We start from the raw sequence: 13629 nt of genomic DNA on the forward strand, positions 1-13629 counted from the left end.
ATGCAATACCGTCCGCTCGGCCGCACCGGCCTGTCGGTCAGCGCCATCGGCCTGGGCACCATGACCTGGGGCCGCCAGAACAGCGAGGCCGAGGGCCACGCCCAGATGGACTACGCGCTCGGCGAAGGCGTGAATTTCTGGGACACGGCGGAGATGTACGCCATCCCCCCGACCGCCGACACGTACGGACGTACGGAGGAGGTGATCGGCAGCTGGTTCAAGGCGACCGGCAAGCGCGACCAGGTGATTCTGGCGAGCAAGGTCGTCGGCGCCAGCGACGGCGGCTTCGCCTGGGTGCGCAACGGCGAGGCGAAGCTCGACCGTGCCAACATCTTTGCGGCGGTCGAGGCCAGCCTGCGCCGGCTCCAGACCGACTACATCGACCTGTACCAGCTCCACTGGCCCGACCGCTCGACCAACCGCTTCGGCGCGCGAAACTACGTCCACCGGCCGGAGAAGGACGGCACGCCCATCGAGGAGACTCTGTCGGCGCTCGACGAGCTGGTGAAGTCCGGCAAGGTCCGGCACATCGGCGTGTCGAACGAGTCGCCCTGGGGGGTGATGCAGTTCCTGAAGCTGGCGGAGGACAAGGGCCTGCCGCGCATCGCCTCGATCCAGAACGCCTACAACCTGCTGAACCGGACCTTCGAGCAGGGTCTGGCCGAGGTGTCGCTGCGCGAGGATGTCGGGCTTCTCGCCTATTCGCCGCTGGCCGCCGGCACGCTGACCGGCAAGTATCTGGACGGCGCCGTTCCCGCCGGCACCCGCCGCGCGCTGGATCACCGCAAGTCCCGCTACGCCACCGTCAACGCCGACGTGGCGACGAAGGAATATCTGGACGTCGCCCGGCGCCACGGCCTGTCGCCGACGCAGATGGCCATCGCCTTCACCCTGCAGCAGCCCTTCGTCGCGTCCTCGCTGATCGGCGCGACGACCATGGAGGACCTGAAGTCCAACATCGCGGCGGTGGACGTCACCCTGTCGGACGAGGTGCTGAAGGACATCGAGGCGGTCAACGCCCGCTATCCCGACCCCTGCCCGTAACCGTTTCGGAAAGCCAATGATCCGTCTCTTCGTCGCCCTCGATTTTCCGGAGGATGTGCGCCGGCGTCTGGCGGGGCTGGGCGGCGGCGTGCCCGGCGCCCGCTGGACCGACGCGGACAACCTGCACCTGACGCTCCGCTTCATCGGGGAGGTGCCGGAGGATCAGGCGGCGGAGATCGACGAGGCGCTGGCGCAGATCGCGGCGCCGGCCTTCGATCTGGTTCTGGACGGCGTGGGCGTGTACGGCAGCGGCCGCAACGCCCGCGTCCTCTGGGCCGGGGTGGAACGCAGCGACGCCTTGTCGCACCTCCAGTCCAAGGTCGAGTCGGCGCTGGTCCGCTGCGGCCTGCCGGCGGAGGAGCGCAAATTCTCGCCCCACGTCACGCTCGCCCGGCTGAAGGACGCGCCGAAGGACCGGATCGGGCGCTTCGTCGAGGAGCGCGGGATGTTCCGCGCCGGTCCGATCCGGGTGGAGCACTTCACGCTCTACCGCAGCCACCTGGGCAAGGGGGCCGCGGTGTACGAGGCGCTGTCGGAGTACGGGCTGGGGTGAGTTCGGGAGTCTTGTCGGGCAACAGGGTCTTCACGGATTTCTCGGATTTGAGCACGGATCATGTGGATTTTTATCTGAGCTTGCCCAGTGCGTGCTGATCGAAAAGGCAAGCGCTGAAGCACGAACAAAAAAAATCCGTGCAATCCGTGTCAAAATCCGTGCAATCCGTGAAAACCCTGTTGTCCCCCGAGAAACCAGCCGCGCCTTACAGCGGCACGCCCTTGATCATCCGCGGCAGTTCGCCGACCACGCCCATCGCGTGCCGCATGAAGAAGCGCTTCAGCGGCGGCAGGCGGTTGACGACGGCCATGCCGACGTCGCGGGCCAGCTTGATCGGCGGGATGTTGTTGGAGAACAGGTGCACCAGACCGTCGCACACCGCGGCCAGCAGCACCGTGTCGAAGCGGCGCCAGCGCTGGAAGCGGGCCAACACCTCCGGCGAGCCGACGTCCAGCCCCAGCCGGTGGGCGTCCACGATCACCTCGGCCAAGGCCGCCACGTCGCGCAGGCCCAGGTTCAGCCCCTGCCCGGCGATGGGGTGGATGGCGTGGGCCGCCTCGCCGATCAGGGCGACGCGCTCCGCGATGAAGCGCTCGGCCAGCAGGACCGACAGCGGCCAGGCGTCGCGCCGGGTCACCAGCTCGATGTCGCCCAGATAGCCGCCCGACCGGCGGGTCAGCTCGTCGATGAACTGGTCCTCCGGCAGCTTCAGGTACATGTCGACCAGCGACCGCTTCTCGCTCCACACGATGGAGGAGCGGTTCCCGGTCATCGGCAGCACGGCGAAGGGGCCGTTGGGCAGGAAATGCTCCACCGCCACGCCGTTGTGCGGCTCCGAATGGCGGATCGTGCAGATGATCGCGGTCTGGTCGTAGGCCCAGCTGCGCAGCTTGATCCCGGCGCTCTCCCGCGCCAGCGAGCGGCGCCCGTCCGCCCCGACGACCAGCCGGGCCCTGACCACCCGCCCGTCGGCCAGCGTCACCGTGGCGCCGGCGCGGCTGCGCTCGATCGAGACCGCCTGGGCCGGGGCCAGATGGTGCAGGCCGGGCAGTTCCTTGGCACGGGCGAACAGGGCGCGGCGCATGTCCTTGTTGTCGAGAATCCAGCCGAAGGGCTGGTTCTGGCCGTCCCAGGTCAGTTCCTTGTGGTCGTAATGGACGAACAGGGGCGAGAACTGGTCGGCCACCCGGATGTCCAGGATCGGGCCGGCGTCGGGCTCCATGTGCTTCCACACGCCCGCCCCCTCCAGCACCTTCATCGAGGCGTAGGCGACCGCCGTGGTGCGGATGTCGAAATCGTTTTCCGCCTGCCGGTCCGGGCTGTCACGGTCGATGCAGACGACCGGAACGCCCGCGGTGGCCAGGGCCGCCGCCATGCTGAGCCCGGCCAGTCCGCCGCCCAACACGACGACGTCGGTCGTGATCTCCTGCGCTGCGGTGGTGCCCGATTCGGTCATGATGGCGCTGCCCTTCGATCAGTGTAGACGGGTACGAACAATCGTTCCGCTTGCTCCGGATGTCCAGCGGCGCGGCGTCGCGGTCCCCGATTTGCGTAATTCTTGGGCACGACCTGCCCAATCGATCGGCGAAACAGCCAAAAACCGCTGAAAAGGGGCGATTCTGCAACCGGCACGATTTTTGAAGACATTGATTTTTATGGTCGAGGCGAACACGCTCGAGTCACGTTCGGAAAACCCGCCGCCACGGCGGGATCGGCCGAGGGGGGACCGGGCGACCGCAAGGGCCCGCAAACACGCATACCAAGGGGAAGCCACATGAAACTGGTTATGGCCATCATCAAGCCGTTCAAGCTCGACGAAGTGCGCGAGGCGCTGACGTCGCTCGGGATTCAGGGCCTGACGGTGAGCGAGGTGAAGGGCTTCGGACGCCAGAAGGGTCAGACCGAGATCTACCGCGGCGCCGAGTATTCCGTGAGCTTCCTGCCCAAGGTGAAGGTCGAGGTCGCGGTGTCCGACGACCAGTACGAGCAGGTGGTCGAGGCGATCCAGAAGGCCGCCAACACCGGCCGCATCGGCGACGGCAAGATCTTCGTTCTGGACATCGCCCAGGCCGTGCGCATCCGCACCGGCGAGACCAACACCGAAGCGCTCTGAGGCGTCCTGGAGGAAGCGGACCGGGCGGGGCATCATCGCCCGGCCCCTCCCGCAAGGGGGGAAGGCGCGTCCGCTTTTTCTTGCCGCGGGTCCTCGATGATCTGCCCGGTGACTTGAGGCCGGGCGCGCCAGTCCTTCCACCGTGGCGCCAAGGCCGCCGGAACGGGCGGCGTATGCTTTCCCTTGACCGGGCCTCGTCCGGTTTTGTGCCCTTGTGCCGGGACTCCACCGCCGGTAGGATCGTTTCCGTTTCGTATCGGGCAGAGGCCCCCAGAGGCCCCTGACGGGCCGTGCCCCTCGGGGCCGGCCCGGCCTTCTCGGGCCGTCCTCATGGAAAGGATTCTCGGCGGCATGTCGCTCCCGGACCTCGGCACCTTCGCTCTCGTCAACGACCGGCTCGACCGGCTGTCGGACTACCCCTTCACCCGGCTGGCGGCCCTGCTGTCCGGGGTGACGCCGCGCGCCAACGCCGAGCCGATCATGATGTCGGTGGGCGAGCCGCAGCACCAGCCGCCGGCCATCATCGACGAGACGCTGCGCGCCAACGCCCATCTGTGGGGCAAATACCCGCCGGTCGGCGGCACGCCGGAGTTCCGCGAGGCGGTGGGCGCCTGGCTGACCCGCCGCTACGCCCTGCCGGACGGGCTGTTCGACGCCGAAAAATCCGTCCTGCCGGTGTCCGGCACGCGCGAGGCGCTGTTCCTCCTCGCCCTGCTGGCCGTGCCGCCGAGCAAGGCGGGCCGCCAGCCGGCGGTGCTGATGCCCAACCCCTTCTACGCGCCCTACGAGGGGGCGGCGCTGCTCGCCGGGGCCGAGCCGGTGTTCCTGCCCTCCACCCGCGAGACCGGCTTCCTGCCCGACCTCGACGCGCTGACGCCGGAGCTGCTGGAGCGCACGGCGCTGTTCTACCTCTGCACCCCGGCCAACCCGCAGGGGGCGGCGGCCGACGCCGCCTATCTGGAGCGGGCGATCGGGCTGGCGCGGCGTTACGGCTTCATCCTGGCGGTGGACGAGTGCTACGCCGAGATCTACCTGGACAAGGCGCCGGTCGGCGCGCTCCAGGTCGCGTCGGGGCTGGCCCATGAGGGGAAGCCCTGGGCGAACATCCTGGTCTTCCATTCCCTGTCCAAGCGGTCGAGCGCCGCCGGGCTGCGCTCGGGCTTCGTGGCCGGCGATCCGGAGCTGATGTCCCGCTTCACCCGTCTGCGCAGCTACTCCAACGCCGGGATGCCGCTGCCGGTGCTGGCGGCCAGCGCCGCCCTGTGGCGGGACGAGGCGCATGTCGAGGAGAACCGCGCGCTCTACCGCGCCAAGTTCGACGCGGCGGAGGCTTCGCTGAAGGGACGCTACGGCTACTACCGTCCGGACGGCGGCTTCTTCCTGTGGCTGGAGGTCGGCGACGGCGAGGAGGCGACGCGCCGCCTTTGGGCGGAGGGCGGCATCCGCGTGCTGCCCGGTGCCTACCTGACCCGCTGCAACCCCGGCGAGGCCAACCCCGGCGCCCCCTTCATCCGCATCGCGCTGGTGAACGACGCCGAGACGGTCGCCCACGCCTGCAGCACCATCGCCCGCATTCTGGGATAAGAGCCGCCCGGTTCGGCCCAACCCGGTTCGGCCCAACCCGGTTCGACCCAAGTCACCCCGGTCTTTCGCCCCCGAAGGACGGGTCCGGTTCAGCACGTTCTTGAGGACCTTCTGCCCATGGCACGACCCGCAAGCCCCCGCAGCGGAAGCGGCAAAAGCGCCGGAGCACGGCCCGCCGGTGCGCGGCCGGAGAAGCCGCCCTTCTTCTCGCCCGCCACGCGCGCCTTCGTGGTGGCGCGGGCGCGCGAGCTGGCGGGCTTCGCGCTGGGCGTGGTCGGTCTGGTGCTGATGGTCATCCTGGGCAGCTACAACCCGGCCGACCCCTCGTGGAACGCGGTTCCGGCGGCGAACACCCACATCCACAACCTGTTCGGCCGGTTCGGCGCCCATCTGGCCGACGTCCTGATCCAGTCGCTGGGCTGGGCGGCCTATCTGCTGGCTCTGGTGCCGATGATGTGGGGCTGGCGGCTCAGCCTGCAGAAGAGCATCCGCCACCCGCTGTTCCGCAGCGTGCTGGCGGTGTGGGGCGTGCTTCTGGTCGCCATGTTCCTGGCCGGGATGGGCGGCGGGGGCGAGGACCCGCTGAACGGCCATCCCGGCGGCAGCTTCGGCATCGTGCTGCTGGACGGGGTCAGCAAGCTGCTGTTCGGCGGCCCCGGCAATCCGCTGGTCGGCACCGTGGCCGGCGTGGCCGGCGGGCTGATCCTGTTCGTCGCCATGGGCCTGTCGATCCGTGAATGGGCGGCCAGCCTGCGCGAGACCGCCGCCGGCCTCGCCCGCCTCGGGCGGGGCGCGCGGGCCGGCGTGTCCTTCGTACGCGACAAGGGCGCGGAGGCCGCCCGCAACGCCGCCCGCCAGACCGGCGGCCTGCTGCGCCGGGAGCCGAGCCTCGCCACCACGGACAAGAAGACCGCCGAGCCGACGCTGGACGACGCGCCCGACGAGGAGAGCGCCGCCATCACCCTGCGCGCCGCGCCGCGCGGCCGCCTGTCCGACTCCATCAGCGTGGAGCCGCGCGTGGAGGCCAAGACCCGCGCCGTTCCGGTGGTCACTCCGCCCGCCGGCGGCAAGAAGGCCGCCGACCTGGGGCGCCCGTCCAAGCAGGCCGCCCTCAATCTGGAGGAGGCCGACGGCTACGAGCTGCCGCCGCTCGACCTGCTCCAGATCGTCCCGACCAGCGTGCGCGGTGAGAAGGTGGACGAGGCGGCGCTGCGCGAGAACGCGGTGAAGCTGGAAGGCGTGCTGTCCGACTTCGGCGTGCGCGGCGAGGTGCAGAAGGTCCATCCCGGCCCGGTCGTCACCCTCTACGAGCTGGAGCCGGCGCCCGGCACCAAGTCGTCCCGCGTCATCGGTCTGGCCGACGACATCGCCCGCTCGATGAGCGCAGTGTCGGTCCGCGTCGCCGTGGTGCCGGGCCGCAACGTCATCGGCATCGAGCTGCCCAACGCCAAGCGCGAGACGGTGCTGCTGCGCGAGCTGCTGGCCGGCGACGTCTTCGACAAGACGGCGGGCAAGCTGTTGCTGGCGCTGGGCAAGGACATCGGCGGCCAGTCGGTGGTGGCCGACCTCGCCCGCTTCCCGCACCTGCTGGTCGCCGGCACGACGGGCTCGGGCAAGTCGGTGGCGATCAACACGATGATCCTGTCGCTGCTCTACCGCCTGCCGCCCGACCGCTGCCGCTTCATCATGATCGACCCCAAGATGCTGGAGCTGTCGGTCTATGAGGGCATCCCCCATCTGCTGACGCCGGTCGTCACCGACCCGAAGAAGGCGGTCGTCGCCCTGAAATGGACGGTGCGGGAGATGGAGGACCGCTACCGCAACATGTCCAAGCTCGGCGTGCGCAACATCGAGGGCTACAACGCCCGCCTGCGCGAAGCCCGCGCCGACGGCGAACTGCTGACCCGTCGCGTCCAGACCGGCTTCGACCCCGACACCGGCAAGCCGATCTTCGAGGAGCAGCCGCTCGACCTGAAGGAGCTGCCCTACATCGTGGTCATCGTCGACGAGATGGCCGACCTGATGCTGGTGGCCGGCAAGGACATCGAAGCGGCGATCCAGCGCCTCGCCCAGATGGCCCGCGCCGCCGGCATCCACCTGATCATGGCGACGCAGCGCCCCTCGGTTGACGTCATCACCGGCACCATCAAGGCCAACTTCCCGACCCGCATCAGCTTCCAGGTCACCAGCAAGATCGACAGCCGGACCATCCTCGGCGAGCAGGGGGCGGAGCAGCTGCTCGGCCAGGGCGACATGCTCTACATGGCCGGCGGCGGCCGCATCACCCGCGTCCACGGCCCCTTCGTCGCCGACGGCGAGGTCGAGCAGGTGGTGAAGTTCCTCAAGACGCAGGGCGAGCCGAGCTACGTCGACGCCATCACCGAGGAGGACGACGAGGACGGTGGTTCCTTCGACGACGGGTCGGGTGCCGGCGGCGGGTCGGGCGACGACCTCTACGACAAGGCGGTGGCGGTGGTCTGCCGCGAGCGCAAGGCGTCGACCAGCTTCATCCAGCGCCAGCTCCGCATCGGCTACAACTCCGCCGCCCGTCTGATCGAGCGGATGGAGAGCGAAGGCGTGGTCAGCAAGCCCAACCACGCCGGCAAGCGCGAAGTCCTGGCCCGCAACATCGAGGAGTGAGTAGGGGCTTGCCCCCACCCTAACCCTCCCCCGCCTCGCAGGGGAGGGGACTGCCGCCGCTTCGCCCATGCCCCCTCTCCCTCGTAGAGGGGGAGGGTTGGGGAGGGGGTAGAGCGCTCTTTCTCCTTGGAACCACCGCCGCCGCGCCCCATTTCCGCCCGGAACGTCCGGTTACCTAGCAGGCATCATGAAGATCCCGTTCCGCCGCATTCTGTCTGCCGCTGCCGTCGCTCTCTCCGTCACCACGGCGGGCGCGGTCCTCGACTCCGCGCTGGCCGCGCCGCGCGCCGCCGCCCTGTCCGCGCAGGACCAGGCGCTGGTGGCCCAGGCGGAAAGCTACCTGAACGGCATCGGCACGCTGCAATCGAAGTTCGTGCAGGTCGCCCCGAACGGCCACCAGACCACCGGCACCTTCTACCTCGCGCGTCCCGGCCGGATGCGGCTGGAGTACGACCCGCCGGTGAAGGACTTCGTCGTCGCCGACGGCGCCTTCATCTTCTATTGGGACGGGGAGATGCGGCAGCAGTCCAGCGCCCCCATCGGCAGCACGCTGGCTGACTTCATCCTGCGCAAGAACATCCGGCTGTCCGGCGACGTGACGGTGACCGGCGTCTATCAGGCGCCGGGGCTGGTGGAGATCAGCCTGACCGAGACCAAGGACCCCGGCAAGGGCACCCTGACTCTGGTCTTCGAGGATCGGCCCTTCCAGCTCCGCAAATGGCGGGTGCTGGACGCCCAAGGGCTGACGACCGAGGTGGCGCTGATGAACCCGCGCGAGGGCATGCAGTTCGACTCGAAGCTCTTCTACTTCATCGAACCCAGCAAGGGCGACTACGGCCGCAACAACTGATCTGCCCCACCGGGTCTGCACGGAAGTCGCGCGAATCCCGCCATCGCGACAACCCGCCGCCGCAACGAAGTCCTCGTGATCCTGTTGCCGTGATGTATCGGGCGCGTTCACCCGCGCCCGCTGCACTCGAACGGATGAGGGGAGACGCGACATGGCAACGGAGGCGATGTACGAGGCCCGACGGGTCCAGGGCATGAACGATCTGCTGGCGCGCAACTGGTGGGCGCTGGCGCTGCGCGGGGCCGCGGCGGTGATGCTCGGCCTGCTGGCCTTCCTGCTGCCGGGGGCGACGGTCGCCACCCTGGCGATTCTTCTTGCGGTCTATCTGCTGATGGACGGGCTGTTCGCCATCGTCGGCGGCGTCCGCGCCGCCCAGGCGCAGGAGCGCAGCCTGCCCTTCCTCCTCGACGGCGTGGTCAGTCTGGTGGCGGGCGCCGTGGCCCTGCTGTGGCCGGAGGCGAGCCTGTTCGCGCTGATCTTCGTGATCGCCGCCTGGTCGGTCATCACCGGCTTCGCCAAGATCATGACCGCGTGGCGCATGCATCGCACCCACGGCAAATGGGCCTGGGGCGTGGCGGGTGCCCTGTCGGTGCTATTCGGCTTCGGCATGTGGGTCCTGCCGTCGCTGGGCCTGCTGGCCGTGGCGCTGGGCGTGGGCAGCTATCTGATCGCCTATGGCGCGCTGGCCATCATCACCGCCGTCCGCCTGCGTCGCTGCCTGCACGACCGGAATCATCATTCCAACCACGGCAACGCCGTGGCGGCGGAGTAAAAGCTTATCGTCCGGGGGCGATGCGGCGGTAGCCGAGCGCCTCCGCGATGTGCGGGCGGCGCACGCCGCCCCCGCCGTCCAGGTCGGCGAGCGTGCGGGCGACGCGCATGACGCGGTGATAGCCACGGGCGGACAGCTTCAGCCGCTCCGCCGCCTCGGTCAGCAGGGCGCGGCCCGGCTGGTCGGGGGCGGCGGCCTTTTCCAGCAACTCGCCGTCCGCCTCGGCGTTGGTGCGCACCGCCCGGCCCTCGGGAAAGGGGCCGAAGGCGGCGTAGCGCTCCGCCTGGACGGCGCGGGCCAGCGCCACGCGGGCGGCCACGTCGGCGCTGCCCTCGGCGGGCGGCGGCAGGCTGAGGTCGGCGGGGCTGACGGCGGGCACGTCGATGTGCAGGTCGATGCGGTCAAACAGCGGCCCGCTGATCTTCGACTGGTAGTCGGCGGCGCATTTGGGCGCGCGGGCGCAAGCCAGCGACGGGTCGTCGAGATGGCCGCAGCGGCAGGGGTTCATCGCCGCGATCAACTGCACCCGCGCCGGGTAGGTCACATGGTGGTTGGCCCGGCTGACCACCGCCTTGCCGGTCTCCAGCGGCTGGCGCAGCGCCTCCAGCGTGCCGCGCGGGAATTCGGGAAGCTCGTCGAGGAACAGCACGCCCTTATGGGCCAAGGAAATCTCGCCGGGCTTGGCGCGCGATCCGCCGCCGACCAGGGCGGGCAGGCTGGCCGACTGGTGCGGCGACCGGTAGGGGCGCTGGCGCAGCAGCCGGCCGCCCTCCAGCAGGCCGGCGACGCTGTGGATCATCGACACCTCCAGCGCCTCCGCCGGGTCGAGCGGCGGCAGCAGGCCCGGCAGCCTCGCCGCGAGCATCGACTTGCCGGAGCCGGGCGGCCCGATCATCAGCAGATTGTGCGAGCCGGCGGCGGCGACCTCCAGCGCGCGCTTGGCCGTCTCGTTGCCCTTGACGTCGCGCAGGTCGAGCGGCGCCTCGGCGCTTTCCTGGATGCGCGGACGGGGGCGGGTCAGCACCTGCTGGCCGCGGAAATGGTTGATGAGGGCGAGCAGCGTGGCGGGCGCCAGCACGTCCAGCCCCTCGCCCGCCCAGGCGGCCTCGCCGCCGCAGGCTTCCGGGCAGATCAGCCCGCGGTCGTGGGCCAGCGCGTTGATCGCCGCCGGCAGCACCCCGGCCACCGGGGTCAGCGCCCCGTCCAGCGCCAGTTCGCCCAGCGCGCAGTAGCGGCTCATTTCCAGATCGGGCAGCACGCCCATGACGGTCAGCAGGGCGAGCGCGATGGGCAGGTCGAAGTGGCTGCCCTCCTTCAGCACGTCCGCCGGGGCGAGGTTGACGGTGATCCGCTTGGCCGGCAGGGCGAGGCCGAGCGCGTGCAGCGCCGCCCGCACCCGCTCCCGGCTTTCGGCCACCGCCTTGTCGGGCAGGCCGACCACGGTGAAGGCGACGATGCCGCCGGACATCTGCACCTGAACGTCGATGTCCAGAACCTCGATGCCCTGGAACGCAACCGTGTTGATCCGCGCAACCATACCAGACGCCGTGCTTTGGGAAATGCACGCGAGTGTATGGTTGAGCGAAGGGAATTGCCAGCGCGCCGGGCGGCGCAGGGCCGTTCTGCGGCCAAGCGGCCTTGGGCGGCGGGCGGCGCTGCCCTACACTTCTTCCCAGAGCAAAACACACAGCAAGGGTCAGAGACCGTGCAGCTTCTTCTCAGCACCTGGGCCGAGGCCGAGGCTTACCTGAAGACCTCCAAGGGCATTATCCTGCCCATCGGCTCCACCGAGCAGCATGGGCCGAACGGCCTGATCGGCACCGACGCCATCTGCGCCGAGGTGGTGGCCCGCGGCGTCGGCGACGCCACCGGGGCCATGGTCGGGCCGACCATCCCGGTGGGCATGGCCGTGCACCACATGGACTTCGCCGGCTCGATGACGCTGAAGCCCTCCACCCTGATCGCCCTGCTGCGCGACTATGTGATGTCGCTGGCCGAGCATGGGTTCGAGCGCTTCTTCTTCGTCAACGGCCATGGCGGCAACGTCGCGTCGGTCCGCGCCGCCTTCTACGAGATCTACGCGGAGAACCGCGCCCTGCGCGGCCGGCAGGCGCCGGAGCTGCGCTGCACCCTGGTCAATTGGTGGGAGAACCAGGAGATCGGCCGCCTGTCGCGGGAGCTGTTCGGCGGCAAGGAGGGCTCCCACGCCACGCCCAGCGAGGTGTCGCTGACCCAGTACGCCTATCCCGAGTCGATCAAGACGGCGGCGATGGACCCGGAGACCGCGTCGCCCGGCGGCTTCTACGACGCCCGCGATTTCCGGCGCCGCCATCCCGACGGGCGCATCGGCTCCGCCCCCGGCCTCGCCTCGCCGGAGCACGGCAAGCGCCTGTTCGAGACGGCGGTCGAGGCGATTTCGCGCCAGTACGGCGCCTTCCTGGCGGAGGCCTGAGCGGAAAAGCCATCCTGCGGTCTTGAACTCGGGCGGGGCTTCACCGCATCATCCCGCGCCGAGACAACGATTGGGGGAAACAGCCGTCATGCCGAACCGCCAGAGGCGCACCGCGCTCGCCATCACCATGGGAGCGGTTCTCGGGCTGGCCGGCGCGCTGGCCGCCGGCCCGGTTCTCGCGCAGGCGGCCCCCCGCACCGATCTGGCCCGTACTAACTTGGTGGTCGGGATGCGGCTGGAACCGCCACACCTCGACCCCACCGCGGGGGCGGCCGCGGCCATCGACGAGGTGACCTACGCCAACCTGTTCGAGCCGCTGACCCGCATCGACGCCGAAGGCAAGGTGGTGCCGGGCCTCGCCGAAAAATGGGAGGTGTCGGCGGACGGGCTGACCTACACCTTCCACCTGCGCAAGGGGGCGAAGTTCCACGACGGCACCGACGCCGATTCGGCGGACGTGAAGTTCTCGCTCGACCGCGCGCGCGGCGCCGATTCGGTCAACGCGCAGAAGGGCTATTTCGCGGCCATCGCCGGTGTCGAGGCGCCGGACGCGCGGACCGTGGTGGTCACCCTGTCGCGGCCGGACGGGCTGTTCCTCTTCCACATGGCGTCGGGCGACGCCGCCATCGTCGCGCCGGAGTCGGCGGGTGCCAACAAGCAGACCCCGATCGGAACCGGCCCCTTCAAGTTCGAGCGCTGGGTGGCCGGCGACCGGGTGGTGCTGGTGCGCAACCCCGACTATGACGGGCCGAAGCCGGCGCTGGAGCGCGTGACCTTCCGCTTCATCAGCGACCCGGCGGCCCAGGTCGCCGCGCTGAAGGCCGGCGACATCGACAGCTTCCCGCAGTTCGACACCTACGAGGCGCTGCCCCAGTTCCGCGACGACGGGGCCTTCACCGTCATGGTCGGCACGACGGAGGGGGAGACGATCCTCGGCACCAACAACGCCCGCAAGCCCTTCGACGACGTCCGGGTGCGCCGGGCCATGGCCCACGCCATCGACCGCAAGACGCTGATCGACGGCGTGCTGTTCGGCAATGGTGCTGCCATCGGCAGCCACTTCCCGCCGCACCGCGCCGGCTACGTCGACCTGACCGGCCTCTACCCCTACGACCCGGACAAGGCCAAGGCGCTGCTCGCCGAGGCCGGCCTTCCGGACGGGTTCGAGACGACGCTGCGCCTGCCGCCGCCGATCTACGCCCGCCGCTCCGGCGAGCTGATCGCCGCCATGCTGGCCGAGGTCGGCATCCGCGTGAAGGTCGAGCCGATGGAGTGGGCGCCCTGGCTTGAGCAGGTGTTCAAGGGCAAGAATTACGACCTGACCCTGATCGCCCACACGGAGCCGCTGGACATCGACATCTACGGGCGCCCCGACTACTACTTCAACTACCGCAGCGAGCGCTTCAACGCCGTGGGGGCGGAACTGGACCGCACCCAGAACAGTGCCAAGCGCAACGCCCTCTACGGCGAGCAGCAGCGCATCCTGGCCGAGGACGCGGTGAACGGCTTCCTCTTCATGCTGCCCTCGGCCACCGTGCAGAAGTCGGCGGTCCAGGGCATGTGGGTCAACCGCCCGATCCAGGCCAACGACGTGACGGGCGTCCGGTGGAAGTGATCCGGC

Annotated in this window: 11 protein-coding genes; 9 read left to right on the top strand and 2 right to left on the bottom strand. The window is 69.9% G+C overall.

From position 1 onward, the window contains the following. Entirely contained in the window at nucleotides 1–1044 is a 1044-nt protein-coding gene (locus D3869_RS07140; protein ID WP_137139484.1) for an NADP(H)-dependent aldo-keto reductase, read from the top strand. Nucleotides 1045–1060: 16 nt separating this feature from the next. Then, nucleotides 1061–1597: an RNA 2',3'-cyclic phosphodiesterase gene (thpR, locus tag D3869_RS07145; RefSeq protein ID WP_137139485.1), complete on the top strand. Its 537-nt coding sequence runs from the start codon at nucleotides 1061–1063 to the stop codon at nucleotides 1595–1597. A 205-nt stretch (nucleotides 1598–1802) separates the two neighbouring features. Here thpR and D3869_RS07150 read toward each other — a convergent pair whose 3' ends face one another. Further along, the gene (locus D3869_RS07150) at nucleotides 1803–3053 is read right to left on the bottom strand and encodes a UbiH/UbiF/VisC/COQ6 family ubiquinone biosynthesis hydroxylase (protein ID WP_137139486.1); all 1251 of its coding nucleotides are present in this window, start codon (nucleotides 3051–3053) and stop codon (nucleotides 1803–1805) included. 318 nt (nucleotides 3054–3371) lie between these two features. On the opposite strand from D3869_RS07150, the gene glnK reads away from it, so the two are divergent. The 5 genes from glnK to D3869_RS07175 all read left to right on the top strand — a co-directional run bounded on the left by glnK (nucleotide 3372) and on the right by D3869_RS07175 (nucleotide 9556). Next, entirely contained in the window at nucleotides 3372–3710 is a 339-nt protein-coding gene (glnK, locus tag D3869_RS07155; protein WP_035670687.1) for a P-II family nitrogen regulator, read from the top strand. Between the two features lie 351 nt (nucleotides 3711–4061). Next, the gene (locus D3869_RS07160; protein ID WP_247895583.1) at nucleotides 4062–5294 is read left to right on the top strand and encodes an aminotransferase class I/II-fold pyridoxal phosphate-dependent enzyme; all 1233 of its coding nucleotides are present in this window, start codon (nucleotides 4062–4064) and stop codon (nucleotides 5292–5294) included. Between the two features lie 117 nt (nucleotides 5295–5411). Continuing rightward, nucleotides 5412–7934: a DNA translocase FtsK gene (locus D3869_RS07165; protein WP_137139488.1), complete on the top strand. Its 2523-nt coding sequence runs from the start codon at nucleotides 5412–5414 to the stop codon at nucleotides 7932–7934. A 187-nt stretch (nucleotides 7935–8121) separates the two neighbouring features. Then, a complete protein-coding gene (locus D3869_RS07170; protein ID WP_137139489.1) occupies nucleotides 8122–8784 on the top strand; it encodes a LolA family protein in 663 nt (220 codons plus the stop codon). Nucleotides 8785–8935: 151 nt separating this feature from the next. Beyond that, the gene (locus D3869_RS07175; protein WP_137139490.1) at nucleotides 8936–9556 is read left to right on the top strand and encodes an HdeD family acid-resistance protein; all 621 of its coding nucleotides are present in this window, start codon (nucleotides 8936–8938) and stop codon (nucleotides 9554–9556) included. 4 nt (nucleotides 9557–9560) lie between these two features. Here the strand turns inward: D3869_RS07175 and D3869_RS07180 are convergent, their stop codons facing one another. Further along, entirely contained in the window at nucleotides 9561–11093 is a 1533-nt protein-coding gene (locus D3869_RS07180; RefSeq protein WP_137139491.1) for a YifB family Mg chelatase-like AAA ATPase, read from the bottom strand. A gap of 168 nt (nucleotides 11094–11261) precedes the next feature. Between D3869_RS07180 and D3869_RS07185 the strand changes: the two genes are divergently transcribed. Further along, nucleotides 11262–12008: a creatininase family protein gene (locus D3869_RS07185; protein ID WP_137139492.1), complete on the top strand. Its 747-nt coding sequence runs from the start codon at nucleotides 11262–11264 to the stop codon at nucleotides 12006–12008. Nucleotides 12009–12096: 88 nt separating this feature from the next. Next, nucleotides 12097–13623 (top strand): ABC transporter substrate-binding protein, encoded by a 1527-nt coding sequence (locus tag D3869_RS07190; protein ID WP_137139493.1) that lies wholly within the window; start codon nucleotides 12097–12099, stop codon nucleotides 13621–13623. The last annotated feature ends 6 nt before the right edge of the window (nucleotides 13624–13629 follow it).

It is taken from the genome of Azospirillum brasilense, assembly GCF_005222205.1.
Lineage (GTDB): Bacteria > Pseudomonadota > Alphaproteobacteria > Azospirillales > Azospirillaceae > Azospirillum > Azospirillum brasilense_G.